At 48.4% G+C, this 24,862-nt stretch carries 24 protein-coding genes and 1 tRNA gene; 12 read left to right on the top strand and 13 right to left on the bottom strand.

All coding sequences use genetic code 11. From position 1 onward, the window contains the following. Positions 1-376: 376 nt before the first annotated feature. Positions 377-448 (bottom strand) — tRNA-Val (locus GGC63_RS31470). A gap of 184 nt (positions 449-632) precedes the next feature. Between GGC63_RS31470 and GGC63_RS31475 the strand changes: the two genes are divergently transcribed. From GGC63_RS31475 to GGC63_RS31485, 3 genes are read left to right on the top strand one after another with little or no spacing between them, the layout of a single operon-like run. After that, positions 633-1,574 carry a hypothetical protein gene (locus GGC63_RS31475; protein WP_192705663.1) on the top strand — a complete coding sequence of 314 codons (942 nt, stop codon included), beginning with the start codon at positions 633-635 and terminating at the stop codon, positions 1,572-1,574. Positions 1,575-1,618: 44 nt separating this feature from the next. Then, the gene (locus GGC63_RS31480; RefSeq protein ID WP_192705664.1) at positions 1,619-2,626 is read left to right on the top strand and encodes a phosphotransferase; all 1,008 of its coding nucleotides are present in this window, start codon (positions 1,619-1,621) and stop codon (positions 2,624-2,626) included. A 4-nt stretch (positions 2,627-2,630) separates the two neighbouring features. Continuing rightward, positions 2,631-2,924 carry a DUF1811 family protein gene (locus tag GGC63_RS31485; protein WP_192705665.1) on the top strand — a complete coding sequence of 98 codons (294 nt, stop codon included), beginning with the start codon at positions 2,631-2,633 and terminating at the stop codon, positions 2,922-2,924. On the opposite strand, the gene GGC63_RS31490 is transcribed toward GGC63_RS31485, so the two are convergent. Then, complete coding sequence (locus GGC63_RS31490; protein ID WP_079910412.1) at positions 2,921-3,637, bottom strand: Crp/Fnr family transcriptional regulator; 717 nt, start codon at positions 3,635-3,637, stop codon at positions 2,921-2,923. The genes GGC63_RS31485 and GGC63_RS31490 overlap by 4 nt on opposite strands. A 290-nt stretch (positions 3,638-3,927) precedes the next feature. On the opposite strand from GGC63_RS31490, the gene GGC63_RS31495 reads away from it, so the two are divergent. Then, entirely contained in the window at positions 3,928-4,485 is a 558-nt protein-coding gene (locus tag GGC63_RS31495; RefSeq protein ID WP_079910411.1) for a molybdenum cofactor guanylyltransferase, read from the top strand. A 30-nt stretch (positions 4,486-4,515) separates the two neighbouring features. On the opposite strand, the gene GGC63_RS31500 is transcribed toward GGC63_RS31495, so the two are convergent. Beyond that, the gene (locus GGC63_RS31500; RefSeq protein WP_179135983.1) at positions 4,516-5,211 is read right to left on the bottom strand and encodes a Crp/Fnr family transcriptional regulator; all 696 of its coding nucleotides are present in this window, start codon (positions 5,209-5,211) and stop codon (positions 4,516-4,518) included. Positions 5,212-5,384: 173 nt separating this feature from the next. On the opposite strand from GGC63_RS31500, the gene GGC63_RS31505 reads away from it, so the two are divergent. After that, on the top strand, positions 5,385-6,866 hold the full coding sequence (locus tag GGC63_RS31505) for a stalk domain-containing protein (protein ID WP_192705666.1): 1,482 nt from the start codon (positions 5,385-5,387) through the stop codon (positions 6,864-6,866). 49 nt (positions 6,867-6,915) lie between these two features. Further along, positions 6,916-7,410: a divergent PAP2 family protein gene (locus tag GGC63_RS31510; RefSeq protein ID WP_192705667.1), complete on the top strand. Its 495-nt coding sequence runs from the start codon at positions 6,916-6,918 to the stop codon at positions 7,408-7,410. A 50-nt stretch (positions 7,411-7,460) separates the two neighbouring features. Here the strand turns inward: GGC63_RS31510 and GGC63_RS31515 are convergent, their stop codons facing one another. The 3 genes from GGC63_RS31515 to GGC63_RS31525 all read right to left on the bottom strand — a co-directional run bounded on the left by GGC63_RS31515 (position 7,461) and on the right by GGC63_RS31525 (position 10,476). Further along, entirely contained in the window at positions 7,461-9,089 is a 1,629-nt protein-coding gene (locus GGC63_RS31515; RefSeq protein WP_192705668.1) for an ATP-binding protein, read from the bottom strand. 390 nt (positions 9,090-9,479) lie between these two features. Continuing rightward, entirely contained in the window at positions 9,480-10,223 is a 744-nt protein-coding gene (locus tag GGC63_RS31520) for an MBL fold metallo-hydrolase (RefSeq protein ID WP_192705669.1), read from the bottom strand. 91 nt (positions 10,224-10,314) lie between these two features. Then, a complete protein-coding gene (locus GGC63_RS31525; protein WP_079910406.1) occupies positions 10,315-10,476 on the bottom strand; it encodes an aspartyl-phosphate phosphatase Spo0E family protein in 162 nt (53 codons plus the stop codon). A gap of 320 nt (positions 10,477-10,796) precedes the next feature. Here GGC63_RS31525 and GGC63_RS31530 point away from each other — a divergent pair, with 320 nt between their 5' ends. Both GGC63_RS31530 and GGC63_RS31535 read left to right on the top strand, forming a co-directional pair. After that, positions 10,797-11,417 (top strand): stalk domain-containing protein, encoded by a 621-nt coding sequence (locus tag GGC63_RS31530; protein ID WP_192705670.1) that lies wholly within the window; start codon positions 10,797-10,799, stop codon positions 11,415-11,417. Between the two features lie 97 nt (positions 11,418-11,514). After that, on the top strand, positions 11,515-11,814 hold the full coding sequence (locus GGC63_RS31535) for a DUF1292 domain-containing protein (RefSeq protein WP_192705671.1): 300 nt from the start codon (positions 11,515-11,517) through the stop codon (positions 11,812-11,814). A gap of 152 nt (positions 11,815-11,966) precedes the next feature. Here the strand turns inward: GGC63_RS31535 and GGC63_RS31540 are convergent, their stop codons facing one another. Further along, positions 11,967-12,386, bottom strand: coding sequence for a DUF1885 family protein (locus tag GGC63_RS31540; protein WP_192705672.1), 420 nt, complete (start codon positions 12,384-12,386; stop codon positions 11,967-11,969). Positions 12,387-12,542: 156 nt separating this feature from the next. On the opposite strand from GGC63_RS31540, the gene GGC63_RS31545 reads away from it, so the two are divergent. Continuing rightward, positions 12,543-13,349 carry a Cof-type HAD-IIB family hydrolase gene (locus GGC63_RS31545; protein ID WP_192705673.1) on the top strand — a complete coding sequence of 269 codons (807 nt, stop codon included), beginning with the start codon at positions 12,543-12,545 and terminating at the stop codon, positions 13,347-13,349. Between the two features lie 64 nt (positions 13,350-13,413). Here the strand turns inward: GGC63_RS31545 and GGC63_RS31550 are convergent, their stop codons facing one another. Next, positions 13,414-14,889, bottom strand: a complete 1,476-nt coding sequence (locus GGC63_RS31550) for an aminotransferase class I/II-fold pyridoxal phosphate-dependent enzyme (RefSeq protein WP_192705674.1) — start codon at positions 14,887-14,889, stop codon at positions 13,414-13,416. Between the two features lie 279 nt (positions 14,890-15,168). On the opposite strand from GGC63_RS31550, the gene GGC63_RS31555 reads away from it, so the two are divergent. Continuing rightward, a complete protein-coding gene (locus GGC63_RS31555) occupies positions 15,169-16,350 on the top strand; it encodes an MFS transporter (RefSeq protein WP_192705675.1) in 1,182 nt (393 codons plus the stop codon). Positions 16,351-16,535: 185 nt separating this feature from the next. Here GGC63_RS31555 and GGC63_RS31560 read toward each other — a convergent pair whose 3' ends face one another. From GGC63_RS31560 to GGC63_RS31580, 5 genes are all read right to left on the bottom strand, one after another. Continuing rightward, positions 16,536-17,462 carry an S-layer homology domain-containing protein gene (locus GGC63_RS31560; protein ID WP_192705676.1) on the bottom strand — a complete coding sequence of 309 codons (927 nt, stop codon included), beginning with the start codon at positions 17,460-17,462 and terminating at the stop codon, positions 16,536-16,538. Between the two features lie 167 nt (positions 17,463-17,629). After that, on the bottom strand, positions 17,630-18,361 hold the full coding sequence (locus GGC63_RS31565; RefSeq protein WP_192705677.1) for a DUF2680 domain-containing protein: 732 nt from the start codon (positions 18,359-18,361) through the stop codon (positions 17,630-17,632). A gap of 183 nt (positions 18,362-18,544) precedes the next feature. After that, positions 18,545-19,180, bottom strand: coding sequence for a DUF1054 domain-containing protein (locus GGC63_RS31570; protein WP_192705678.1), 636 nt, complete (start codon positions 19,178-19,180; stop codon positions 18,545-18,547). A gap of 165 nt (positions 19,181-19,345) precedes the next feature. Next, positions 19,346-20,368, bottom strand: a complete 1,023-nt coding sequence (locus tag GGC63_RS31575) for a 2,3-butanediol dehydrogenase (protein ID WP_192705679.1) — start codon at positions 20,366-20,368, stop codon at positions 19,346-19,348. A 185-nt stretch (positions 20,369-20,553) separates the two neighbouring features. Then, positions 20,554-21,456 carry a LysR family transcriptional regulator gene (locus GGC63_RS31580; protein ID WP_192705680.1) on the bottom strand — a complete coding sequence of 301 codons (903 nt, stop codon included), beginning with the start codon at positions 21,454-21,456 and terminating at the stop codon, positions 20,554-20,556. 257 nt (positions 21,457-21,713) lie between these two features. Here GGC63_RS31580 and GGC63_RS31585 point away from each other — a divergent pair, with 257 nt between their 5' ends. Further along, positions 21,714-22,481: an SDR family NAD(P)-dependent oxidoreductase gene (locus GGC63_RS31585; RefSeq protein WP_192705681.1), complete on the top strand. Its 768-nt coding sequence runs from the start codon at positions 21,714-21,716 to the stop codon at positions 22,479-22,481. Positions 22,482-22,529: 48 nt separating this feature from the next. Continuing rightward, entirely contained in the window at positions 22,530-24,842 is a 2,313-nt protein-coding gene (locus tag GGC63_RS31590; protein ID WP_192705682.1) for a DUF4962 domain-containing protein, read from the top strand. Positions 24,843-24,862: the final 20 nt, after the last annotated feature.

Here is a 24,862-nt window from a genome sequence, read left to right on the forward strand (position 1 = left end):
GTAGCATAATTCGGCTCACATGAACATTTTTTTAAGCGGATATTCCATCCGCTTTGTTTGCTGTACGCTTTTTTCCTTGCTTGCACATAAAAAAACGGCACAGGGCTTTTCCCACGCCGTTTTAGATTCCATTTTTTATTCCCAGTCTTGTCTCTAAACGTAACTTAATGACATTGCCCACTAGCCCTCTCCATTCTTTGACTCTCCAATTGGGAGCGCTCATAACAAAAAATGCTAGAAGAAAAGTTGTTATTCATGAGGATGTGGCGATCGAACTAAAAAAAGCACCAAGTCCTGTCTGACGAGGGGAGACTACCAAAACTGACCTTCAGCAAAAAAAGCAAAAGAACCTTGATTCCTCAAGGTTCTTTCTGTATGACCTGTGCTGGGTTCGAACCAGCGACCCCTACCCTGTCAAGATAGTGCTCTCCCGCTGAGCTAACAAGTCTTATTAAGTTCGTCACCTCATCAGCGACAAGTATTAATATACCAAGATATTGGGTCCATGTCAACGGTTTGCATAAAAAAATATGAAAAGTTTACTTTACGGGTTTGTGAAGAAGATTGCAGCACGCAATTCGATACCTTATGCTATAATACTAGGATATCAACCTAGTGAAAGAAGGTACAGGATGAGGGAGTTTCAACGGTCATTTCAACCTATTCAATTGCAAATGCAGCAGGAGCCTCTCCAAGACGAATCCATCGATTGGGGAAGCAAGGAATGGGGTACTCACCGGTTTCATATTCGCCAGCTGGTGACTCATGCCGTCGATCAGCTGCAGGTGAAGGATAAGGCGGTTGTACTCGGGGCGGGGACTCACGGGGATGTTGATTTACCTGAGCTCGCCAATCAATTTATGCAGGTTTTGGTGCTTGACACGGAGTCCAATGCTCTGGAAGATATTATAGAGTCGAGCAACGGGTTATTATCTGGTAAAATGAAGTCTGTTACCCATGTAGACTATACTTGCTTGGATCAGGTGCAGTTCTACGAGACTTGGGAAGAAATGCTGTTGAACCAAGCTCCCGCCGCTGAGATGGCGGCTTATATAAAAGATTGTTCGTTTCGAGTCCGACATCGCGAGTCCTTCCCGCAATGGAAGAAGAGCTTCGCTCTTGTTGTGTCATCCTCAGTACATACGCAGCTGTTCTATATTCATGCGCTGACCCAGTTTGCGGGGTACGCCGATCAATATGAAGAAGCGGATGTTCGTCTGGTGATCGAGGCATTAGCGTATCTTCGCGACAGTCTCATTACGGATTATAACAAGCTGTTAAGCACGCTGCTGAAGCCGGGCGGCAGGCTGGTGATGTGGTCGGATATGATTCGGCTGGACGAGCATAATGAAGCATTGCTTGAGACCTTGTACCAATTGAAAACAGAGGAAGAGCGGCTTCGCTTTTTGTTCCAGGCCTTCGGTCAGTATGGTATGGAAGCGGCCGTCATCGGCTTGAAGGATCTTCATGATCAATTGCTGCCGGATCACCGTTTGTTTAAGTGTTGGGTTTGGATGTCAGATCAGGATAAGAAATATATTACGGCCGGCTTTTCCGGTACGTTTCGCGGATAATCTCATTACATCAGGGGAAGGCATAATAACAAGGAGCAGGTTCCATGAAAAATGATATAGAAGACATCGTTACGGAAGTTTTAGAAAACTATTTTGAAGACAGCCAGTGGAGGGTTGAGGCGAAGGAAAGCGGCGTCAACAACACGACCCGGTTCGTGTACACTCCAATGGGCGCATTTGTTTTACGAACTTATGAAAACCACGAAGATATGAATAAAATTATCTATGAGAGCACTGTATTGCAGCAGCTTCAAAGGGTAAAGCTATCCTATCGCGTACCGAAGCCAGTTGCTACTATCAAAGGAATGCCCTATGTAGTTACGGTGTCAGGCAAAATAGCCGTCTTATTCGAATATATCGAAGGCGAACGGGCCGATTTAACCGATCCCGGACATGTAGAGGCGATAGGCAGGGCTATGGGGGAATTGACGGATGCACTGTCTCGAATCCAGCTGGATGTTGACGCAGCCTATGAGCCTTATTACGAGCTCTATGAGGTCCACCCGCTGGTGAAGAAGGACAGGCTGGATGCCTGGATGAAAGAGATGAGTGAAGGACCGTATCACAATGAAATCCAGCTGTTAAGCGGAGGGATAGACCGTTTACTCAACAATATTCCGGGGTTATGCCGCTTGCCGGTCCAATTGACGCATTCCGATATCGTTGCGGGCAACGTGCTTATCGATGACGGCGAAATATCCGGCGTACTGGATTTTGAATTTGTCACCCCGGATCTTCGTGCCATGGACGCGGCTGTATTTCTGTGCGAGCTGATCCGCCAGCAGGAAGCGAATGGCTGGAGCTTGGTAGAGGCTTTCATCGCAGGCTACGGCCAAGCGGCCCGCTTGAATGAGGATGAGATTGAAGCTTTGCCGCAGTTGATTTTGCTGCGCAGTATGGTGCTCTGCATCCATTTCCTTGGAAGACATTGGGACGGTATCGATGAGGAGCAGGTTATCGGCCGGTATTTAACCGAGCTGAGTCAAGTATATGCATGGCTGGAGCAAAACAAGGAACAGCTGATGGACCTTTGCCGGGCACAATGGGGGTGATTGGATGAAAAAGCTGTACAGCCAGATGTCGCCGGGAGAGCTTGATGCGGAGCTGGCGGACATTCTGGAAGCACTGGCCAAGGCTGAGTTTCCAAGCCAGAAGGAGCTTATAGAACGCAAATATTACACAGCCAAATCATATTTGCTGGACCCGTCTGATTTTCAGCCTGGAACTTATCGTGTTGAGGGGTTTGAGGAGCCCTTCGAGCTGGAATATATCAACGGAATGATGGGCTGGGGCAAAATGGGAAATGACCCGGAGGCCAGCTTTCCTATCTCGATGCTGACCCGGGCCTAAATCCGGCACATATCTTTGGGACAATTCTCGCATTGACATACGTTTTTCAAATATTCGATATTTTCAATAACCATATAGCCGTTATCCACGGACAGGATGCCTAGCTTCTTAAGGTCGCTGAGCATGCGGTTGACACTTTCGCGGGTTGCGCCGATCATATCGGCCAGCTCGCTGTTTGTCAATTTCTTCGTGATCAAAATTTGGCTACCGCTGCTTTGTCCGTAAGAGTTGCTCAAGCGGATTAGCGTCGAGCATAGCGCCCCGGGCTTTCCGAACATCATCAGGTCACGAAACTTTGTTTGTGTCATCCGATGCATAAGTCCCATCCATTTCATAAATTCAATGGATAGATCTCCATGCTGCCACAGCAGTGTCTCCAGGTCCTTTTGCTGAATAATCCCGATCATGCTGTCTTCCATGACCTCCGCATTAAAGCTATGAACCGATTGATGGAAAGGGTCCAGCTGACCGAATAAATCTCCATCCCCGTACATGTATAGAATAAAGCTTTTCCCCTCATCGCTTGTTTTCGTAATTTTGACCCGTCCCTGAATCATGAAATATAGCTTATCCGCAGGATCGCCTTCCCAGAACAAATACGAACCCGAAGTCACCTTCTGTTCATACATGATGTCCTTCAGCTTCTGCAGGTTTTCCTTTGAAAAACAGTCGGTATTATGAACGCCGTCCACCATAAGAGAACAGTGCAGCATGTATTTTTCCTCCTTGCCCTATCGCACGTTACCCGCATGTTGTATAGGACTTAGTTTATTAAACCAATCCCTCTTGGAGCACGCGGGAGGTGTCTCGCCGATAAGGTTTTTCTTTTGCTTTAACCATATCGGATTCATCTCACAGGCGATGTGACAAAAATCACGCTTTTCCTGAAAAAGCGCCCAATTCTGTGATATTTGTAACATGCAGAGGCGTGCCTGGCTTGATATAGTTATAAATAGCAACAGGCAGGGGATTTCAGCTTTGCAGGAAAGGATGTGAAAGACACATGCTGAGCGGAGTCATACTGGCCGGAGGAGAGAAAGGAGTAGCGAGGTCGCTGCGTCTCGTCGGCGGTGAAGCTTTCATTGAATGCCAGATTCGCGAAATGCAAAAGGTGTGCCAGGAAATCATAGTTGTAACTAACGAACCGAGGAGGCTGCTCCCAGTGGTTCCGCGGTCCATCCGGATTTTGACGGACTATTATCCCGGGTTCGGTGTATTGAGCGGTATGCATGCCGCCTTTGCATTAAGCAAGTACGATGATTTATGGGTCATAGGAAGTCATGCTCCCTATGTGTATTCTTCAAGCTCCATTCTCCGGTTGTCGGAAACAAAGCAGCGGCAGTCCGTTCAAGCGGTCCTGCCGGTCATGGAGGAGAAGCCCGAAGCGCTCGGAGGCGTGTACAGCAGAAGCTGCCTGGACGTCATCACGGAGCTGATCAGGCAGGAGGAGAGCGGGGTTATAGAGCTGCTTCAGCGTATTTCTTGGATAGGGATAAAGCTTACCGATTGGCGTATATGGGATTCTTATGTACCAACCAACCCTAATCCCTGTACGAATTAAGGTTCGGCTGGTGAGTAGAAGTAATAGGGGTCACATTCTGCAAATATCCGGAGGGCAATCGGGGCACTGGACAATAGAACGCAAGTAAGCAAGATCGGTAATGACAAGGTGACCGTCCATATAGGTGATGGCGCCTTGCTCCTGATATGCGCTCAGCATACGGCTGACCCCTTCTCTAGTCGTTCCCATCAGGTTGGCCAGCTCGGTTTTGGTCATCTTTAATTGAATACGAATGCCTGCCTCGCACGGCTCGCCGTAAGAATTGCTCATACGTATCAGTGTGGAAGCCAGTGCGCCGTTCTTGCCATACAGCATCAGATCGCGGAACTTGGACTGCGAGGTTCGATGAAGCAATCCCATCCATTTCATGAATTCTACCGCGAAGCTCCCGCTGCCCGCAACCAGCTCTTCCAGAGCATCGCTCGATATCAACCCGATTTCGCTGTCCTGCATCATTTCTGCACTGCAGCTAAACTGCGCCTCTCCGTTGCCTATCTCCATATAAAAATCCCCGGGTTGAAGCAGCTGTAAAATAAGCTCTTGACCGTCCTTGGTAACCTTGTACACCTTCACCAACCCATGCTTGATGTAAAAGCAAGAGCGTGCCGACTCACCTTCCCAAAACAGGTGATTTCCGGATTTTTTATGTTCAAATGCCAGCCGCTGCTCCAGCTGCTTGAAATTAGCTGCGGATAAATAGTCGGCAATTTGTGTATGAGCATTCATTCTCATGGACATCGTCAGATCAAACCTTTCTGCGTAGGTCGTAGTTCTATTGTATCGGAATTAAATCCAATAACCTACAAAAACTTTATACAATATTCATATTATTTGTGCTAAGATGATGTTAAAGGAATATTGAAAGCGTTGTCATTTGATGTGGGACGGTGTTGCTTTTTATGGGCAAAAAGGTAGCTGCATTCTGGATTTGGCTTGGTTTATGTATGGCATATTCCTGCATCATTTTAGCTCAAGATAAAGAGCCGGCAGTTACCTATATAAGTCCGGAAGGGATTCGCTTTCAAAGCTACAGCACGAAGTGGGATTTGGATAAATTGAAGGGATTGTATGAAATCCTGCTTCATTGTGAGCATGGGGAGGAATTGGCAGAGCTGAAGCAGGTCGCCCTTTATCCGGATCGAAGTGTAGGCAAGAGCGGCTACAGAGTGGGCTATTACAATATAAAAAACAAAAGTATTGCTCTGTACGAAGTCGATGCGCTGCCTATTGAACGGACGCTGATTCATGAGTACGGACATCATTTTACTTATTATTGGCTGCAAAAGAAGGAAGGCATCTATCCTTCCCAGTTGACGGAAGCATCCCAATGGTCACAAATCCGCCGGTTGGATGGTTTTCCTATCCGGTGGGCGGGAACTACTTTACCCTACAGCCATAAATGGGACCCGGAAGAAATTATGGCGGAAGATTATGTATTGCTCTTCGGTATCGACTCCAGACCTCTTCCTGACAGACCTAGCGATGTTGTGAATTGGTTGCGGCACGAGAATGATTACATTCCATCCGTGCTGTCCATCCCGGCTGTGCGAAGTTATTGGCAGACCGCGGCGGGACTTCCGCCAAAGCCGGCATTGAAAATGCCTGTTCTTCAACAGTGGGAGCTGGTAAAGGATGAAACGCCGGACGAAGTCGGCCCCAAAATTCATGTTGCGTTCTCCTCGGCCGCGCCGTCTAATGAGCATAAGCTCATGTATGGCATTCGCATCATGGGCTTCGGTGAGCAGGGAGGGATTCCTGTCAGCATAACAACAGGGCTCGAAGCAGAAGGCAGGGGACAAGTGGAAGCCAGCCTGGATATGCGGCCTTTGACACAGGAGCTCCAAACATTTTATCTCCATATTCAAGTATGGGCCTTGGAGCCGGAGAGCAAACAGATCATGTATACCCCTTATTATATGAATTGGTTCTCATTTGATACGGAGACCGGGATGCTGAAGCCGATGACACTCCCGCTGGATAAACAAGGCCTTCGCACTATGCTGAAGAACGAAGGGATGGAGAGCTGGCCGCTTGTTCTTATGTATTTGAACGGGAAGCCTTATAATGCCGTACGGAAGTACCAAGATAGCGGCGTCGACTATATTCCTCTGAGATTATTTTCGGATGGGGATGACGCTAACCAGCCATTGAACGGCGACGGCAGGCCGCTGGACGTTCAGTTTCAACAGCGGTCGGTTAAGGTTCAAATGAATCAGGACGAAGCCTGGATTGACGGCAAGAGCGTTAAGCTTGGACATTTTATCAAAAAGCTGGGGGCGGAGCCCGTTGTAGCCGTCAGTGAGCTGCCGCAGCTCTTCGGCGTGGTCATTCAATGGGAGGGAGACGGCAGCGGAAGCATTGTTCAAATGGATACACCTTAGGATGTATAGAACGCCCCAAGATACAAAATGCTATGCTTGAGGTGATACGATGAACCGTGCTTTAACTACGGCTCTGCTCTCCGTCGGCGTGGCCCAGCTGGCGAAGGTTCCGCTCGCATACCAGCAGACAGGCAGGCTGGACTGGTCGAATTTGCTCAGAACCGGGGGAATGCCAAGCTCACACTCCGCTGGTGTAGCCGCATTAGCCTCCTATGTCGCCTTAAAACGAGGAGTAACCTCTATCCATTTCGCAACAGCCAGCATGCTCGGCCTTATTGTTATGTTTGATGCAATGGGAATTCGAAGACAAGCGGGAATTATTGCGACGGAAGTGAACGATTTGGGAGATACCGTTGCTCTAATGGCAGAGAAGGACCCGTCCTTAGGGCATGAGAAGCGGGAGAAACAGCTGGAGGAAAGGCTTGGTCATATCCCGCAAGAGGTGCTTGGAGGAGCGCTGATGGGCACCTTTATCGGGGCGGGCAGCTTTTTGCTGGAAAAGCCGACGCGGAAACGCAAATTTTTTATTCCATGGTTTGGTTAAATCAACGAACCCTGTATGGTCATCATGACCGGTACAGGGTTCATTCTTTGCTACATGGAGCTTCTATTCCCGCTAAGGCTCATCTGAGGAGAGGCGTCCGGATGACTCAGCGGCACCGTGATCGTAAATTTGGTCCCCTTGCCGATTTGGCTTTCCACTTCCATCGTGCCTTCGTGGTCCTGCACAATTTTATGGCAGATGGATAACCCCAGGCCCGTACCAGATTCTTTGGTTGTATAGAAGGGAAGGAATATTTGGTCCAGCTCATGCTCGGGAATGCCTTGGCCCGTATCGGATATTTCTATGACGGCATGGTCCTTGTCCTTAGTAAGGCGAATTCGCACAAGTCCTTCGTCAGGCATGGCTTCGAAAGCGTTTTTTATCAGATTCAGCAGCAGCTGCAGCATTTTATCCTGATCCATCAGCATCATAAGCGGCTCGGAGGAGGATTCAAAATCGATATGATGCCCCAGCCGGGATGTTTCCGAGTCCAGCAGGGAGATGACCCTTTGGATGCAATCCTTAATCGAATGGACTTTGAACTGCGTAGCATGCGGCTTGGAAAACTGAAGGAATTCGGCCGTCAGCATACTCATGCGTGTAATTTCATCCATAATTAAATCATACCACGGTTTAATATTATAATTATCCGATTTTGATATTTGCAGGAAACCCTTAATAGTCGTAAGAGGGTTTCGGATTTCATGGGCCATGCCTGAGGCTAGCTCTCCGACGACACGCAGCTTTTCGGAACGAAGCATATGCTCCTCGCGTTTTAACCAGGACTCTCTTTTCATAGTATACAGATTGCGCTCCGCTATAAAAAACAAGTCGTCCTTGGATGCACCGTCATCGGGGTAAAATGCCATACCGTAGTTAATCTCGATCCCCGTAAGCTTGGGGAATTCCGAGGCCATTAATTGCGAGATATTATTCTGCGTATGGCCGGTATCACTATAATCCAGAACGATGGCAAATTCGTCGCCTCCATAGCGGGAGATAACGAGAGCTTCGGGAAACATGATCCTCAACAGCTGAGCCACCTGCTTCAGTATCCGGTTCACTCCATGAAACCCGTTGATCGTATTGAGTGATTTCAAGTCCTTGCAGTCGATCAGCACAAGCGCTACGGACTTATGAATTTGCACCAGATGCTCCAGCTGGCGGTGGCATTCCTCATAGTTGTACAGCCCGGTTAAAGCGTCGTGGGTGCTTAGATGCTTTTTCTCATTGTCCAGCTGCAGCGTTTGGTTCTCAATGACATGCAAGTACCTTTTAAACAAATAGCCTACAATCAGGCAGCTGCACGCGCAAAATAACAAAATAAACAACCGGTAGCTTGTAAATGGCATATACATACAAGCGATAAGCACGTATCCGGCAGTATAGATGATAGTGACGGGAGTTGCGAACTGTGGGTTTTTGATGGAGTGCATCGATTTACAGATTTGAACGATATAGAGCGGCAAGATTAGATCCATTTGGCTTATCCAGTGAAAAAGCATAACCAGACCCATCTGGAGGATAGGAGATCCTTTAAGCTTGTTCTCGGCAAGATGGGCAGCCAGGTAAGCTATGGCAGCTATAATTAGCAGCCAAGGATGATCCGTTATGTCAAATCCAATGGAGGAAGCGCAAATAACGGCAGTGTAGGCAATCAGAATCCAATGATAGCTCATGCTTTCATACTCCTTATCATAATTTAGGAATGAAAGGGTATTAATGGAATTCTCTGTGAAGCGTTCAAATCCTTCCGTGTAAATCGGAATTATCCGGCTGATTAATAAAAACTTTTGATTGCTATCCTATTAACAAAGGGCAAGTGGTTGAGGAAGCCCCCAACGGTTTTAAGGGGTAAACGTTTTCATATGCATGGACAAAGAGCTGTACATTCGGCTAAATGGCGATGTCCTTCGTATAACCCGATATTGATCTGTACGGTGAAGTCGATCATGATAAAAACCTGACCTTCATAGGAGGTCAGGTTTTCTCATGATAGGCAGCAGCCATTAAGAAGCCGGTAAGACATCGCCGATCATAGATTGAACATCCTCTCGATCCGTCAACACTTAATCGAAATCGTATCGTTTATGTTGTTCGATGAAGGACATCTCACCTGTCTTGCCTCTATATTGCTCCATAGTATCGTCGTAATGCATCAAGTATACGCTGCGCTGAATGTGGGAAGGCAGAGTAAGCAGCTCTTCGAGGCACGCATGCACAAGACCGGGAGATGATAGCTGGCAGTCATGCAAAATATACTTGCATCTTTGATTCTCATATAAACTCATTAGAAGGGAAGGATTGAACGTCGTATCGGCGCTGAAAAAGACAGTATCGTTCAAAAGCACGGAATAGCTTGGTTTATCAGGTATATGTTCAGAACGAATGATCTCAATGACTAATCCCGGCGAGAGATGAATCGGAGAGGCTTCGTCCAGAGCGATAACGTCGAAATAATCCTGCAGGCTGGTTAAGCCTTCAGCTGCATTCTCAAGGCCTCCTCTCAGGGAGTGGTCCCATAAGGCTTCAAGAACTTTGACGGGCACGAACAGCTTGATTTTTCGCTTGAATTCATATTTAAACCGAAAAGCGAATTCTTCGAGACCCCCAACGTGATCCGCATGAATATGGGTGATAAGCAGGGCGTCAATCTGGTCTATATCGATATCCATAGCATGCAGCGCTCTAGGTGCTGTCGCTCCGCAATCGATTAATAAGACGAACCCGTTACAGGTTACCAGAGCATTATTATTAAAATATTTTTTTGAAAAAGCACTTCCCGTGCCGATCATCTGAATTTGCAGGCTCACAAACGATCCTCCACTCGTGGTTCCGTAGCACTTAAGTCATTTTTAAATCTACCATGTCTTTGAACCTATTTACAAGAGAAATTTGACAAGCTTATTTTGATTTCATTTGCTCTAGGATATAAGAGTCCAGCTTTTGACTGATGGCTAACACATCGGGATGACCGAAATTGTACTGGTGCTTCACTACAACTTGCGCCAAGTGCCTCTTGAGAGCCTCAATTTCCTCTTCCAGCCGACTTGGGTCTGATGACATGCTACCATCTCCATATGACAGATTAGGATTGCGATAATTGCAATATACCACGTTTAGTATGGAAAACAAAGCAGTGTTCAATTTCCCGGGGAAGCGCAAAAATCGTCAAAAGCTTGCATGGAGTGATTCGAACAGGCTGCAGATAACTGCAGAATTGGCGTATTTTGTATGAAGGCGGGAAGAAAATTGGTTATTATTACTATATCTAGTCTATCGGAAAAACATTTTTTTTGTTTAATAAGGAAATGAGCGCAACTCTTTCCACCGATCGGAGTATAAGCATATAGAACAAAGTACAAGACACGATGGAGGTTGCTGGAATGTTTAAAGTACCGCGGATGCTAACGCTGGTGCTCTCTTTATCACTCTTCGGAGCAACGGGGGCTATGGCCAGTTCAATATGGGGCGACTATGAGGGCTTCAGCAAGATCAAATTGGTAGTGAATGATGTGGAAAAGCAGTTCAAAGATAACGAGACTCCGGCCTTTTTGATTAAAGGCAATGCGGTTTTGCCGGTTCGCGCTTTATCCGACTCGCTGCAATCGCTAGTTCGTTGGGACGACACTACCAAGACCGTATCCGTCTTTAAGCCTAACGTTCATATGTTCGTAGCGGAAAAAGTGAACGACGATTACTCGGTGAAGTCTCCGTTTGGACGGGTGCCGAAGGGGAAAAAGATTGATTTTGCCGTCTTTGCTCAAGTGGACAGCTTGAAGACGCCATTTTACTCTTTCAAAATTTCCATAGAAACACCTAGCGGTAAAGAAGCGGTGCCGGCCCACGAGAAAATCGTCAACGGGCAAAAGGAAAACTTCTGGTACCCGTGGCCGTTCTCGGTTTCTTTCAACGAGGCGGGGGATTACAAGATCAAATTCTCCATCAAGCTGGATGAAGACGGAGAGTACACGGACGTTTCCGAGAAGGTCATCGTATCCGAGTAAAGGAAACCCGAAGGCCAAGCTGTCTTACATTGACCTCAACCTACGAAACGTGTTACCATACGAGGGATGACTAATTTAGATGAAATGAGGTTTTCCCATGAGCGATCACATACACGATGAGAACTGTGATCATGACCACGATCACGAAGACGATATTTTTATCGTAACAGATAAAGACGGCGTTGAGCATGAAATGGTTATGGTATATACGTTTGAGGCAAGCGACCAGCCTTATGCAGTTTTGCTGGACCGCAATGATCCGGAAGCGGACGGGGTTATTTTCCGAATCGAGGAAGAAGATGACGAGGCTTTTCTGGCCAGCATCGAGGACGAGGAAGAGTGGGACCGCGTGGTTCAGATTTACAATCAGATTATTGAAGAACAAGCAAACGAATAATGAGCAAAACCTTCTTGCCGAAGCAAGAAGGTTTTTTAACATTGTAGTGTTTATGAAATTGGGCAGGAAGCCTTGCCATTTTACATGAATCCACTTAAAGCACCGCTCCAGTTCATGAAGGGAGCTTACACGCAGACACGCTAGGACGGGAATTACTTGCGCGGATTGAAGTACATAATACGTCCATTGAACAAATGAAGCTCGGCTTTCCAAAGCTTGGCTAGATATTTACAGAACTCGTTGCCCTTGGATTTGTCCCCATGCGTACAATCGTCTGGAAGAACGACTTGAATATAGTGCCGTTCCTGATCCGTATGCTGGTCTTTGCCTGACCCCATGACGATATATTTGTACAAGGCGTTCTTGCCTTTGAGGTAAAACCATTTGCCCTCGGCTTCGGGCTTAGACTCTATGCTGTACGGGAAACCGGCATCTTCATAATCCCACCCCAGCTGCTTGCCGGTGAGATTCAGCTGCTCTTTGTAATGCAGCAATTGATCTTTCAATTCATCCAAAGTTACGGAAGAAACGGTGGAGCCTTCTACAAACTTTATATAAGCGCTTTGAGCCATAACCGATACACCTGCCTGTAAGATGGACTGGAAAGGGTTTCACAATCATAATAAGACCATCATAGCATTTCAAGGTTGGATTGACAATATGATCAAGCATTGTATCATTATGGAGAAACTATCAACATGTTAGGAGAGGGAGAGGAGTCCGCAGGAATGAAACGATTTGAAGGCTATTTGCTGGTAAGCGATATGGACGGTACTTTATTGGACAGCAGCAAATCAATAAGTGAAGAAAATAGGAGTGCGATCGAACGATTCGTTGCAGAAGGCGGAATTTTTACATTAGCAACAGGAAGAATTGCAGGCTCGGTAAAGCGCTTCGCCGATGTTCTGCCTATTGGTGCGCCGGCCATATTATATAACGGCTCCGTGATTTACGATTTCTCGATGGACAAGGTCGTCTGGCAGCGTACGCTGGACAGAACCGTGATGCCGGTGCTGGAGCAGGTTATGCGGCAGTATCCCGAGATTGGCGTAGAGGTGTACTGCGGCAGCGATCCGTTCTTTCTTCGCGAGAATCGCATGACAGAGCATCATCGGCGAATGGAGAATTTCAGGAGACCGTTGACCGAAGACATGCACCAGCTGACCGATCCTTGGTTGAAGGTACTTCTTGCTTGGGAGCCGGAGCGTCTGGATGAGGTGGAAATCTATGTTCAGCAATTCAGCGACCATTTTACCTGGGTGCGGTCTGACGACAAGTACCTGGAAATATTACCGGCAGAAACGACCAAGGGACATGCCTTGGAAGAGCTTATGAGCATGACGGGAATCGAACGTTCCCGCTGTATTGCGATGGGAGACCATTTAAATGATCTGGAGATGCTTCGCAGAGCAGGGGTCGGCGTTGCCGTAGCCAATGCGCATCCATCGCTTGTGGAAGTAAGCAATCGGTCCTGCAAGCATCATAATGAGCATGCCGTCGCTGATGTGATCGAATGGCTGGAATCTCAAGTGTAAGGATGGGATATAAAGGAAGGGAACACGACGTTCATGGCCGTGTTCCCTTCTGTCTTTATTAGCATTAGAAAATCGCTTGAGTTTCTACTATGACCTTTACATTCTGAATGCTTCTGTCTTCCGGGCCCTTGACCGGAAGGCCTACTTCCACATGCTCGGTAATGTAATCGATCAAATCCTGAGAGATAACCTCACCCGGCAGCAGGATCGGAATTCCCGGTGGGTATACGTAGATAAATTCCGCAATGATCCGGTCAGCGGACTCCTTGAATAGAACGACTTCCGTATCGCCGTAGAACGCATCCCGCGGCGTTAAGGTGAGCTGAGGAATTTTCGGGATTTTGATGACCAGCTCGTTGACTTCCCTTATATTATAATTTTGTTTGGAAAGCTCTCTTAGCGCGGTCAGCAATATATCGACGTTGTCCCGGGTATCTCCGGGAGTGATCAGACACAAGATGTTATATAAATCGCTAAGCTCGACTTCAATATTGTAATGCTCACGAAGCCAGTTCTCCGCATCATAACCGGTGATGCCCAAGTGCCTAACATGGATGTTCACTTTGGTCGGGTCATAGTCATAGGTTGCTTCCGTACCGAGAATTTCCTCCCCAAAGCAGCTAAGCCCCGGAATTTCATTAATCGATTTGCGGGCATATTGCGCCAATTCGATCGCATGGTCGGCAAGGGCCTTACCGTTCAAAGCCAAATGGCGGCGGGCCGCATCGAGCGAAGCCAGAAGGACGTACGAGGTCGAAGTCGTAGTCAGCATGCTGATGATGGTTTTGGCACGGCGCACATTGACCCGGCCTTCCTTGATATTAAGAACGGAGCTTTGCGTCATCGAGCCGCCCAGCTTATGAACGCTGGTTGCAGCCATATCAGCCCCTGCGCTCATAGCAGACATAGGCAGCTTGTCGTTAAAATGAATCAGTACTCCATGAGCCTCGTCTACCAATACGGGGATATTGTAGCTGTGAACGAGATCGACGATCTCCTTCAGGTTGGCACACACGCCATAATATGTTGGGTTGATGACGAGAACGGCTTTGGCATCAGGATGCTTCTCAAGAGCCCGTTTAACGGAGCGGGTAGTAATTCCATGATCGATTCCCAGGTTTTCATCACGGACGGGCGAAATAAAGACTGGCTTGGCTCCTGCGAAAATGATCGCGGACATAATGGACTTATGTACGTTCCGCGGTACAATGATTTTGTCTCCCTGGGAGCAGACGGTTAAGATCATTGTCATGATGGCGCCGCTCGTACCTTGAACGGAAAAGAACGTATAATCGGCACCAAAAGCGTCGGCGGCAAGCTTCTGGGCTTCCTCAATGACACCGGTCGGCTGATGCAGATCATCCAGTGGTGCTATATTGATAAGGTCGATGGACAGGGCGTTGTCTCCGATAAAATGCCGGAACTCCGGGTCCATCCCGACTCCTTTTTTATGGCCTGGAATATGGAATTGAACGGGGTTATGCTCTGCGTGCTGCTTTAACGCAGTAAAAAGAGGAGTACGTTGATGATCCACTGTCATGCCTACCTTTCATAGTAAAATAAATACGGGAAGAGGTCCGGTATGGGACCCCAACTAAGTTATACTAAACCATAATGGGATAGGGATGCAAGAGGATTTTTTGATGTCAGGAGGAGCATCCAAAGTTGGAAGGGATTTCAGGAAGCGGAAGGGCAAAGAACATGCATCCTCCGGCGGTTTTGTCCAAATTGTTAATCTTCGCTGAGAAGATTTCCCTATGGAAAAAAGTTATGATACCATAGCAGTATAACTATATATTGGGGGGCAATGGATAACACTATGAAAAAACAGCTGGCCATCATTATGGTACTGCTGATGACGATATTTATCGGCTTCGGCATCATCATTCCGGTGCTTCCCGATGCGGTGACAAGCTCTGGAGCTAGCAGCTTTCATTTAGGCATGCTGCTGTCAATCTACTCCTTGGCTTCCTTTCTCATGTCGCCCATTTGGGGCAGCATCTCGGACCGGATCGGCAGAAGGCCGCTAATTATGATCGGAACGCTGGGATTCAGCGCGAGCTTTCTTATATTCGGGCTGGCGGACGGCAATTTGCTGCTGATGTATGTGTCCCGCATTCTGGGCGGGCTGTTCTCCGGAGCGGCAACCGCATGCGCTGTAGCTTATGTGGCTGATATTACGACGGAAGAGAACCGTACCAAGGGCATGGGGCTTGTCGGCATGTCCATCGGGCTTGGCTTTATTTTCGGCCCTGCGGTGGGCGGGATCTTAAGCCACTGGGGCTATCAGGTTCCCTTCTTCTCTTCCTCCTTCCTGGCATTGCTGACCTTCCTGTTTGCTTTGGTCATGCTGCCGGAATCCTTAAGCGAAGAGAAGCGGCGCAAGCAGCAAGCAGGAGAGGCCAAGCCTTCGCGCTGGTCGGCCTTTGTCGGCTCGCTCAAATATTTATACGTGCTGTCCTTCTTCGTTTCATTCACTCTGGCCGGGCTTGAAGCGACGCTGCTCTTGTTCGAAAAGGACAAGATAGGAGCTTCTTCGCTTGACCTGGGCATCATGTTCGCGGTGAGCGGCGTTGTCGGTGCATTGATTCAGGGCGGGGTCGTGCGAAGATTCATTAAAAGAGGCGATGAGGCTCGCGTCGTTGGGCTCGGCTTGATCTTGTCCGCTATCGGCTTCGTGCTGATCTTATTCTCGAGCAGCCTGGTGACCGCTTCCATCTACCTGTCGGTATTCGGTGCAGGCAATGCATTGATTCGTCCTTGTGTGACTTCGCTGATCACCCAGAAAACGAAGGTCGGACAGGGGGTTGCTTCCGGACTCAGCTCCTCTATGGACAGCTTGGGCCGCATCACAGGACCTCTGCTAGGAGCTGGAATCTATCAGTACAGCATGAACCTTCCGTTCTACACGGGGGCAATCTTGTCTGTAGCAGCGCTGTATTTGCTTTACCGGTTCATGGTTATTGACAAGGAAACCGCGTCGCTCGGACAAAGAGCTTGAGCTTCATAACGCTAGGAAAGCCGCAGGCGCTTCAAGGGAGCGACTGCGGCTTTCTTTTGCATTATAGGCTTTCTCTAGCATAAAAGGATGGGCTCCATGCAATCCCCTTGAATCGAACCTATGTAGCATGGTTCATGTAAAACTAGGTTTTCAACAATCTGGCCCCACAATGTAGGGTTATTTTGTTAGGCAGCAGGATGGAGCAGCCGGTAAATGACGGCGACCGCTTCGGCGCGAGTCATTTTTTGGTCGGGACGGAACGTTCCGTCCTCGTATCCGTCAAATAGGTGCGCTTCCTGAACCGCACTAATAGCCTCTCCAGCCCAATAATCGGACGGTATATCGCTAAAAGATGGGGAAGAGGCAGCTGCCTTCAGCATTTCGCTCCGTGACAGTATAGCCGAAATTTCAGCGCGCGTTATCGTATTGTTCGGACGAAACGTGTGATCCGGGTAGCCGTTAATAAGCCCATATTCTACGGCCGTAATAATATAAGTCCGGTCTTCCTTACTAGAGCCTATATCCGTAAATTCAGTTTCGGTGCTGTTGGACAAAAACAATTCCTTCGCTTTCACAAAATACCGGATAAACTCGGCACGGCTAATGTACTGATCCGGCTTGAAGGCCAGCTTGTCCGTCTGTTTGTCCAAATAACCGTCGATATACTTTTTGTCGTATAAATCCGTTATCTCTTTTTGAGCCCAGTGGCCTTGTATATCGCTAAAATCCGTAGGAATACCATTTAAAGACAGCACGTACTTGCTTACGGCTTTGTATTCGTCTTCGGTCAAGGAGCCGGGTGCACTTTCTGGCATGTTACGGCTAATAAAATCGTAGGCTTTATCGTACGTGCCCAGCTTCTTCTTAACATGATCGTTCGCTATGGCGGGGAATTTGCCAGAACCTTTGCCATCCGCTGCATGACAAGACAGACAGTGCTGCTGGTAGACCGCCTCGCCGCTTACAGGAACGGCCGCTGAAGGTTCGGGAGCCGCTGCCGCTGCTGCCGTCCTATCTTTAGGTAACGAAGTCTGGAACAGCACACCTCCGGCTAGCAAGGCAGCGCCGAGCAGCAGCAATGTGCTTTTTCTAATGGGTCGATTGCGAAACATAGCAGGCACTCCTTGTGATTATCACTTTTCTCCATTATAAACGAAAAAGATGACGGAAGTGTGAAATTAATCACGTTTTTTGCTGAAATTGCGAAAAAAACGCAGTCCCCGTTATATCCAATGCAGGGGACTGCGTTTGTCGTAACGTTTTTGGTTTGAACGCACGGTTACTTAGCTTCCTTGCTTTTTTCGTGCAGAGAGCCGCGCTTATGCTCCACCATTTTCTCGATCCAAGGAGTCATTTCCTCCTTAATCTTGGAGACCAGCTGCTCCTTGTTCATGCCTTTGGCAGCGGCAATCTCGGCCAGGGACTTGCCTTCCTTCAGCTCAGCTCGCAGCTGATCCTCGGAGATTCCGATAATCGCGGCAAGCTTGTCCGGCGCAGGGAGCATCTTATGCTTCATGCCGTGCTTGCCATGCCAGAATCCTCCTTTATGGTTCACCATAAATTTCAGATGCTTGTCCATATTGGATTTCATCTTCTCGGCCTGCTCGGTTGTCAGCTTGCCGGCTTTAACCGCCTCATCGATTTTACCGCTGCGAACGGCTTTCAGCTTGCTGATCAGATCATTCTCGCTGATCCCTTTTTCCTTTGCGATATCCACAAGCGACTTTTCTTTGAGTGCATCAGAGAGATAGGCCTTATCCATATTTAGAATCGCAGCGGCCTCTTCGAGAATAGGGATGGCTTTGCGCTCGCCCTTCTCCAAATGTTTGCCTTCCTTACCTTTTTCGCCGCGGTCCTGCTTCTGATCCGTGGGCCCTTGCTGTTGAAGGGTGGTCCATTCCGACGGATCGGCAAACGCTTGCTGCTTAGACCCGGAGAGAGCGACTCCGCTCAGCAGTAAAGTGAAAGCCAGGCTTGTGACAATAACCCTGTTCGTATGAACGCTTTTCATCTTCTGTCCGCCTTTCGCAAAAATTTGGATCCCCCAATGGATGGGGTAACCAATTATAGCGTGTGCAAATGAACTTAATGTTACTTTAAGAGAACCTTAGTGCTACATAAATTTTCTAAGACGCTCGTATAACATTACGAAACTAAGAGTTTGCAGTTTCAGCGGCTTTTATACGAAAAGGAATTAGTTGGAAGCGTTTCTGGCTATCCGATACAGCGGCATTAACGTTTGAAAAGTGCTCCGCACGAGTTCAAGAAATTGCGGGCCGTTAGAAAGTACGGGATCGATGGATGACAGGTTTTGACCGATCAGCAGCTCGGCCTTCTTGACGTCACGGAATCTCTCCAGCGCCTTTTGCAGCTCGTTATCGCTCAGTTCGCTGATCGTTACGGCGTCTTTTTTCATGTGGTCGAACGATAGCTTATAGGAATCCGGAATCGCCGAACGAAATTCGTCGAATTCATTCAGGTACGCTTGGGCTATATTTTGTTTTGCAGGGAGCTCATAGATAAGGGCGAGCCATATAAATACGCGATCATCGAAAAGCCCTACCTGGAAATGGGGGTACATCTTATATCCCCGTTTGTTATGACAAATGGCCATCCAGGTGTCTACAGGGGCGTTAACCGTACGCCGGGCGTGCTTGGCGATGTGCAGGAACATTTCGTCCCCGGCGAGCATAGCCGTTTCATCACACAGCGCATCTCCTATTGCCTTGAATTTGGGCTGAATTCTTTGCTGGATCCCTTGCATTCGGCCCTCCAGGCCGGGGATCGCGAATACGTCAAAATCCTCTTGCTGAAAACCTTCGAAAGTCATGTCCATATCCTCCTGAGCGACAAAAAATCCTTATGTATAAAAATACTATATCATACCGTTCGCCTGCCAGGCGAATAAAACCATAATCATAGAAGGTAGCCGAAACAAGAAAAGCCAGCAGAGCGTGAACGGCACACTCCACTGGCTTTGGGGTTGTTATGTCAATTAATCCCGGTTCGGTTTGACGAGAATTTTGCATTGTTTTTTATCATGGCTCAACAGCTCAAAGCCTTTTTCAACAATGTCGTCCAGATCGATGACGCTGGTAATGACAGCCTTGCCATCAATGACTCCGTTAGCTAACAAACGAATGACCTCGGGGAACAGACGGATATAAGCATAAGAGCCGCTAATTTTTGCTTCGGTACGTACGATGGTATTCGGATCGAAGGTGACGGGTTTTTCCCATACACTCACAATTTTGAACTCTCCGTAAGGTCGCACGGCACGGACCCCGGAGTGGAAGGTGGCTTGAACGCCTGCGGCGTCAAAGGCTACATCTACACCGCCTTGAGTTTCATCAAGAATAAACTGGGTGGCGTCGACTTCCATAGGGTTGAGAGTTTCTGTAGCTCCGAGCTCTAACGCTTTTTGTCTGCGTTCCTCGGAAACCTCCACGACATAGATCCGGCTTGCTCCCGCCGCTTTTACGGCTTGCAGCAACAGCAGCCCGATTGGACCTGCTCCAAAGATGGCTGCGCTGTCTCCAAGACGAAGCTGGCTTTGCCGAACGGCGTGAACGGCTACGGCAGTAGGTTCTACAAGAGCACCCAGCTCCAGGCTCATATGCTCGGGAAGCAAGAATATATTTTCTTCCTTTGCTACAACGTATTGGGCAAAACCGCCGGATATAGTATAGCCGTATCCTTGACGGCTAATGCACAGATTCACAAGACCACTTTTACAATTGTCGCATTTGCCGCAAGGAATCAAAGGCTCGACGGCTACTTTGTCGCCAACCTTAATGGTAGTAACATCCGGTGCGACTTCAACCACAGTACCGGAAAATTCATGACCCAGCACGGGCTGCGTTCGCATTGGATAAATTCCGGCCATATATTCATGCATGTCGCTTCCGCATATTCCGGCAAATTCTACTTGGATTTTAGCCGTTCCGGCTTCCAGCACAGGAATTTCTGTATCCTCCACTCGAATATCTTTAGCTCCGTAAATTTTGGCTGCTTTCATTAGGGAACAGCTCCTTTATTAAGAGTAAGTACGAAAAAATGATGAAGAAACATCGTTCGCTTCTATTGTAAATCCGCTTATTGTTTAAGTAAATTTATATATATTTAAGTTTGGTTAAGTATAGCTTAAGTAAAAATCGCAAGAAGCATCACCCGAATGGAGGGGCGGCCTCATTTTCAAAGCAGCTATGGCTGCAGGAGGGTATGTTTCAAGTGATTGATAAATATTTTGGCGGGATTGGACAGTTTCTTTTCCTTGGACAAAACCAGGCTAAGATGTATCGTTCTTTGGAAAGGGTTGTCCAGTTCAACGACGACGAATTCACCCTTTAAGTATTCGGGCTGGTTCCTGAAGGAATAATCTAGCCCGATCGTAACCGCGGTACCGTCTTCTGTCGCCCTCCGAATCGCATCCTTATTATTGGTGGAGAAAAGAATGGTGACATCGCCGTACCGGTTCTGGAACTGGTCCATGTACCACTTCAAATAGTCGTCATTATACAAAACGACAGAATGCTTTCTTAATTGTTCCGGCGAAATGGACCTGTTCAAGGCAAGCGGCGATTTACGGCTTATGCACACGACGACTTTGCCTTCCAGCAGGGGCTCGAGCGTTAAACCGGCGCGGTTCTCCAAGTAAGGCTCGAACGCGATGATTAATCCCATATCGATCTTATTATGCCGAACCTCCTCAATGATCTCCTGTGTCCCTTTCTCGACTATTTCCATTTGTATCTTGGGGTACTGCTTCTTTAAGCTCAGGATCGTATCAAGGTATAGCGATAAAGGACCCGGAATGGTCGCTATGCGCAGCTCGCCGCTCTGAGTGTTGGCATACCCGCAGGCTTCGTCCCGAAGCTCCTGTAATTTGCCGAGCACTTCGGCCGCCTTATGGATGATGGCTTTTCCTTCGGCTGTCGGAGCGGCTCCCGAGCGGGAGCGGGTGAATAAGGTGATGTTAAGCTCGGCCTCCAGATTGGAGATCGACTGGCTGACGGCGGATAAAGTGACATGAAGATTTTGTGCGGCCGCAGTTAACGAGCCCGTCTTGGCTACCTCGACTATGAATTCAAGCTGTTCCAAATGCATAAGATCATCCTTTTGCGTTTTATAAAATGGAATAAATAGATTGTATCCGACTATTTGTAGAGTAGCAAAAATGAACTCCACCGACAAATCGGAGCTCTAGATTGAAACCAAGAACGATTTGTCATGCCTGAAGGAAAAAATAAGAACGTTCATATTCATAATTTGCCAGACATGGTACAATCATATAGAGCGGTTTCAAACAGTTAAGTAAGCGTTTTCTATAGGGAAGCTAAACAAACTTGCCGGAGGTGGATCTTTTGAACACGAGCTTAAAGGGGAAAATCGCACTGGTTACAGGCTCGAATACGGGCATTGGGCGTGCTGTCGCCATTCTGCTTGCGTCTCACGGTGCAAAAGTTGGGATTACTTATTTAAACCATAAGGATCAAGGAGAGGAAACGGTAGCGAGGATTCGCGAAGCGGGAGGGCAAGCCGAGCTGTTCCGTGCCGACGTGACCGATACCCGACAGATTGACGATTTGGTCGGCGCCGTCGAAGTGGCATTTGGAGACACTGTAGAGATTCTCGTCAATAATGCCGGACATCTGGTCGAACGTCGTTCGAATTATGACATGAGCGAAGAGCTGTATGATCAGATCATGGACGTCAATTTCAAGAGCACCGTCTTTATGTGCAAAAGAGTGCTGCCTGGAATGAAGGACAAGCGGGCAGGCCGCATCGTCAATATGTCATCGATAGCGGCGCATAATGGGGGCGGCGCAGGTGCCAGTATTTATGCAGCGAGCAAGGCTGCGGTATCAAGCTATTCCAAGGGGCTGGCCAAAGAGGTAGCCGGGGATGGGATCACAGTTAACGTAGTATCCCCGGGCTTTATCGGGCAAACCGCATTTCACGCTACGTTCACATCGGATGAAGCAAGAAAAGCGACCGTTAATGGAATTCCGTTAAAACGGGAAGGGACCCCGGAGGATGTGGCCGGGGCGGTACTGTATCTGGTCTCCGATCTGGCAGCTTATTTGACGGGAGAGACAATTGAAATCAATGGCGGCATGTTCATGCGCTAAACTGCATGCAATCTACAATCTAGTTGAACCAAGAAGGAGCCATATCTTATGAGCCACCTGTTATACCAACCTATTGCCGGGCCGCTTACGGTCCAATACCAACCGGACAGCGACACGCGGCTGACGGAGAACCCTCCCCGGTTTACCTGGATTCCTGCACAGCTGGAAGAGGACCGTTATACGCTGCAATATTCCCGTTCTCCTGAATTCGAGGAGGGTTGTACGGTAACGGTGAAGCGGATTCCGTATAATTTGTACACTCCGGATGAGCCCCTGGAGCCGGGAACCTATTATTGGCGCTATGCCTTGCTCCTTGACGCTTCATCTAATGAACAAGGAGACGAGCATTCCGAATGGAGCGTCATAAGAAGCTTTACGGTTCCCGAGGGGCTTCCGCTAACGCCTTTGGCCAGGAGAGATATACGCTATCGGCAAGCGGCTGCCGAGCATCCACGTCTATGGCTGCAGGCCTCGGAGCTCCCGGATTTCAGACGCAGGGTCAAGCAGGATGCCGCATTCTGCGGATGGGATGTGTTTATTGAGAAATCCGTTCAGCCCTGGATGGGGAAGGAGCTGATCGCCGAGCCGAAGCCTTATCCCGACAACAAGCGGACGGCAAAGCTTTGGCGTCAAATGTATATGGACTGCCAGGAAGCGCTGTATGCGGTTCGTCATCTGAGCGTTGCAGGACTTGTGCTGGAGGATGAGCTGATTTTGGAACAAGCCAAGCAATGGCTTCTTCATGTGGCCTCCTGGGACCCTCAAGGACCTACAAGCCGAGACTATAACGATGAAGCAGCCTTCCGGGTAGCAGGGGCTCTTGCATGGGGCTATGACTGGCTTTATGACCGTTTAACGGCTGCGGAACGGGAAGAGGTTAGGGGCAAGCTATGGAAAAGAGCGGAGCAGGTTGCATTCCATGTAATGGAGCGGTCCAAGATTCATCATGTTCCATTTGATAGCCACGCGGTACGCTCGCTTTCCTCCGTGCTAGTTCCGTGCAGTATCGTGATGCTCGAGGAGGAAAGCAAAGCCGCGGAATGGCTGGATTATACATTGGAATATTACGCATGCTTGTATACACCTTGGGGCGGTACGGACGGCGGATGGGCGGAAGGGCCGATGTACTGGACGACAGGCATGGCGTTCGTTACAGAAGCGATGAATCTATTGAAGAAATATACGGGCATTGATTTTTACCAAAGACCCTTCTTCCAAAAAACCGGCGATTTTCCGCTTTATTGCTTCAGTCCCGATACAATACGGGCGAGCTTCGGAGACCAATCGACCCTTGGAGATCCGGTCAGCTTGAAAACGGGCTTCAATATCCGGCAGTTCGCAGGAATTACGGGTAACGGATACTATCAATGGTACTATGAGCAGACGAAGGCGATCGATACCGATTCGGAGCTGAAGTTCTACAATTATGGCTGGTGGGACTTCCGCTTTGACGAGATGATGTACCGGTACGATTATCCGGAGATACCTACACAAGCTCCATCGGATATTGAGCCCGTAAAGTGGTTCCGGGATATCGGCTGGGTCGCCTTTCATGCCAGGATGGACAAGCCGGAGGAACATATTATGCTGCTGGCCAAGAGCAGCCCGTACGGTTCCATTAGCCACAGTCATGGAGATCAGAACGGATTTTTGCTCCATGCCTACGGGGAGCCATTAGCCATCGAGAGCGGGTATTATGTCGCATTCGGCAGTACGATGCATATGAATTGGAGGAAACAGACCCGCTCCACGAATAACGTGTTAATTGATGGACTGGGACAGTATGCCGGAACGAATAAGGCACTCAATATCGCTGCCTCCGGAACTGTTGAGGCCGTGGAGCAGCATCCCGGCTATACCTATACCCGGTGCAATGCAACGGCGGCTTACCAAGAAAATGTACCCTATCTGGAACGATATGTCCGCGAGCTGTATTTTGTTAACGAGTCCTATATCGTCGTCGTTGATAGCCTGGATTTATCTCGGCCAGGAAGAGTGGATTGGTTGTTCCATACCCTGTACGAAATGAAGCTTGGCCCTCAATCGTTCCGGGTCCAAGGCCGTAAGGCCAATATGGATGGCAGGTTCGTTTACTGCTCTTCAGGGGAGCTGAACTTATCCCAAACCAATGAATTCGCGGAGGTTGATCCTTCCGAGATCGAGGGACTAGATCTTCAATGGCACTTGACCGCATCGACGGAACCGTCGGCAAGTCATCGCATAGTAACCTTGCTGGTACCCATGCGGAAGGACGACCCGAAGTATGTATCCTATTTTATGGACGATCAGGGTCATGGCGTTGACTTGTATTTTACGGAAGACGGTCGAACGCATCGTATCGAGGTCGCCAAGGTATATTAATCGGTCTTATTTCATTAGAA

Source organism: Paenibacillus sp. OAS669 (genome assembly GCF_014873645.1).
In the GTDB taxonomy this organism is placed as follows: Bacteria; Bacillota; Bacilli; order Paenibacillales; family NBRC-103111; genus Paenibacillus_S; species Paenibacillus_S vulneris.

Excerpts from the sequence above, each read along its gene's own strand:
- GGC63_RS31480 (WP_192705664.1), top strand. The coding sequence starts at position 1,619 with ATGAAAAATGATATAGAAGACATCGTTACGGAAGTTTTAGAAAACTAT.
- GGC63_RS31575 (WP_192705679.1), bottom strand. The coding sequence starts at position 20,368 with ATGAAAGCAGCCAAAATTTACGGAGCTAAAGATATTCGAGTGGAGGAT.
- GGC63_RS31545 (WP_192705673.1), top strand. The coding sequence starts at position 12,543 with ATGAAACGATTTGAAGGCTATTTGCTGGTAAGCGATATGGACGGTACT.
- GGC63_RS31500 (WP_179135983.1), bottom strand. The coding sequence starts at position 5,211 with ATGAATGCTCATACACAAATTGCCGACTATTTATCCGCAGCTAATTTC.
- GGC63_RS31570 (WP_192705678.1), bottom strand. The coding sequence starts at position 19,180 with ATGACTTTCGAAGGTTTTCAGCAAGAGGATTTTGACGTATTCGCGATC.
- GGC63_RS31515 (WP_192705668.1), bottom strand. The coding sequence starts at position 9,089 with ATGAGCTATCATTGGATTCTGATTGCCTACACTGCCGTTATTTGCGCT.
- GGC63_RS31540 (WP_192705672.1), bottom strand. The coding sequence starts at position 12,386 with ATGGCTCAAAGCGCTTATATAAAGTTTGTAGAAGGCTCCACCGTTTCT.
- GGC63_RS31475 (WP_192705663.1), top strand. The coding sequence starts at position 633 with ATGAGGGAGTTTCAACGGTCATTTCAACCTATTCAATTGCAAATGCAG.
- GGC63_RS31495 (WP_079910411.1), top strand. The coding sequence starts at position 3,928 with ATGCTGAGCGGAGTCATACTGGCCGGAGGAGAGAAAGGAGTAGCGAGG.
- GGC63_RS31510 (WP_192705667.1), top strand. The coding sequence starts at position 6,916 with ATGAACCGTGCTTTAACTACGGCTCTGCTCTCCGTCGGCGTGGCCCAG.
- GGC63_RS31565 (WP_192705677.1), bottom strand. The coding sequence starts at position 18,361 with ATGAAAAGCGTTCATACGAACAGGGTTATTGTCACAAGCCTGGCTTTC.
- GGC63_RS31580 (WP_192705680.1), bottom strand. The coding sequence starts at position 21,456 with ATGCATTTGGAACAGCTTGAATTCATAGTCGAGGTAGCCAAGACGGGC.
- GGC63_RS31550 (WP_192705674.1), bottom strand. The coding sequence starts at position 14,889 with ATGACAGTGGATCATCAACGTACTCCTCTTTTTACTGCGTTAAAGCAG.
- GGC63_RS31505 (WP_192705666.1), top strand. The coding sequence starts at position 5,385 with ATGGGCAAAAAGGTAGCTGCATTCTGGATTTGGCTTGGTTTATGTATG.
- GGC63_RS31590 (WP_192705682.1), top strand. The coding sequence starts at position 22,530 with ATGAGCCACCTGTTATACCAACCTATTGCCGGGCCGCTTACGGTCCAA.
- GGC63_RS31525 (WP_079910406.1), bottom strand. The coding sequence starts at position 10,476 with ATGTCATCAGACCCAAGTCGGCTGGAAGAGGAAATTGAGGCTCTCAAG.
- GGC63_RS31555 (WP_192705675.1), top strand. The coding sequence starts at position 15,169 with ATGAAAAAACAGCTGGCCATCATTATGGTACTGCTGATGACGATATTT.
- GGC63_RS31490 (WP_079910412.1), bottom strand. The coding sequence starts at position 3,637 with ATGCTGCACTGTTCTCTTATGGTGGACGGCGTTCATAATACCGACTGT.
- GGC63_RS31530 (WP_192705670.1), top strand. The coding sequence starts at position 10,797 with ATGTTTAAAGTACCGCGGATGCTAACGCTGGTGCTCTCTTTATCACTC.
- GGC63_RS31485 (WP_192705665.1), top strand. The coding sequence starts at position 2,631 with ATGAAAAAGCTGTACAGCCAGATGTCGCCGGGAGAGCTTGATGCGGAG.
- GGC63_RS31535 (WP_192705671.1), top strand. The coding sequence starts at position 11,515 with ATGAGCGATCACATACACGATGAGAACTGTGATCATGACCACGATCAC.
- GGC63_RS31560 (WP_192705676.1), bottom strand. The coding sequence starts at position 17,462 with ATGTTTCGCAATCGACCCATTAGAAAAAGCACATTGCTGCTGCTCGGC.